Annotated in this window: 2 protein-coding genes; both read right to left on the bottom strand. The window is 40.8% G+C overall.

Features of this window, described 5'->3' with window-relative positions; translation table 11 throughout:
- Nucleotides 1–248: Uma2 family endonuclease (locus F6J99_RS45275; protein WP_293124048.1), on the bottom strand; the 248-nt coding region annotated here is incomplete at its 3' end.
- Nucleotides 249–876: 628 nt separating this feature from the next.
- Nucleotides 877–1,068: a hypothetical protein gene (locus tag F6J99_RS45270; RefSeq protein WP_293124045.1), complete on the bottom strand. Its 192-nt coding sequence runs from the start codon at nucleotides 1,066–1,068 to the stop codon at nucleotides 877–879.
- Nucleotides 1,069–1,095 lie beyond the last annotated feature (27 nt).

The following is a 1,095-nucleotide window of genomic DNA, read 5'->3' as shown; positions in this document are numbered from 1 at the left end:
TGATAGGTATAGTGGCGATAATCAGGTATCCACAATCGCACATCACCGATATAAATATCGTAGGCTTGTCCTTTTAAGGCAAACTTCAAGTGAGCTGCAAAATTGAGAGCTATTTTATTAGGATTTGTAGTGCCTCCAGCCATCGGTACAATTTCTCCATCCCGGTATTCACTTTTATAATCAGCAGCTTCTTCTAGTTCTAAATATTCGTCTGCTGTGTAATAGCGTTTTTTGTCTTGTAATAGCATAGTGCTTTCCTTTGAGAATTGAGAATTAAGAATTAAGAATTAAGAATGTAGGGTGCGTTAGGGGCGGGCTTGCCCTCATTTTTAACTTCGAGGGCCAGTATTGGAATAGCCCGCCCCGTAACGCACCACCAAGTAGAATGGAGAATTGAGAATTAAGAATGAAGAATTGAGAATTAAGAAGGAAGAATGGAGAATGTAGGGTGCGTTAGGGGCGGGCTTGCCCTCATTTTTAACTTCGAGGGCCAGTATTGGAATAGCCCGCCCCGTAACGCACCACCAAGTAGAATGGAGAATTGAGAATTAAGAATGGTGAATTGGAAATTATGTCTTCTTCCTTCTGCCTTCTGCGTTCTTAGAGGAGGAGATATGAAAAGTTTTTTGATACTGAATTTTGCCCCCCTCGCCCCCCAATTCTGGGGGGAACAAGAATCAATTTGCTGGTAAAAGCCCCCAAAATTGGGGGACCAACGGGGGCTTAGATGTAGCCAATGAAACTTCTCAGACAACCTCTTAATTCTCAATTCTTAATTCTCAATTCTCAATTCTCAATTCTTAATTCTACATTCTACATTCTTAATTCTTAATTCTTAATTATCCATTCTTAATTCTACATTCTACATTCTTAATTCTACATTTCTTCCCTAGGAAGATCGCCTACATCAAAAACAATGATGAATTCAGCATCAGGCATTAATCGTTTCAGAGCTTTTAAATGCCCTTCCGCATCAGAACGATTGCGAAAGCGACCAACAACAACTCGCTGCATTTTTGGTAACAGGCGAACGATAGCCCAGGGGTGTAGGCGGTGATAATAAGTCATAATGTAGAGTGTCTCCTTTCATGGGGA

This window comes from Moorena sp. SIO4G3 (assembly GCF_010692305.1).
Classification (GTDB): Bacteria; Cyanobacteriota; Cyanobacteriia; order Cyanobacteriales; family Coleofasciculaceae; genus Moorena; species Moorena producens_A.
Note: the sequence above shows the minus strand (reverse complement) of the source record. Positions and strands in the feature narration are given on the sequence as shown.

Excerpts from the sequence above, each read along its gene's own strand:
- F6J99_RS45270 (WP_293124045.1), bottom strand. The coding sequence starts at position 1,068 with ATGACTTATTATCACCGCCTACACCCCTGGGCTATCGTTCGCCTGTTA.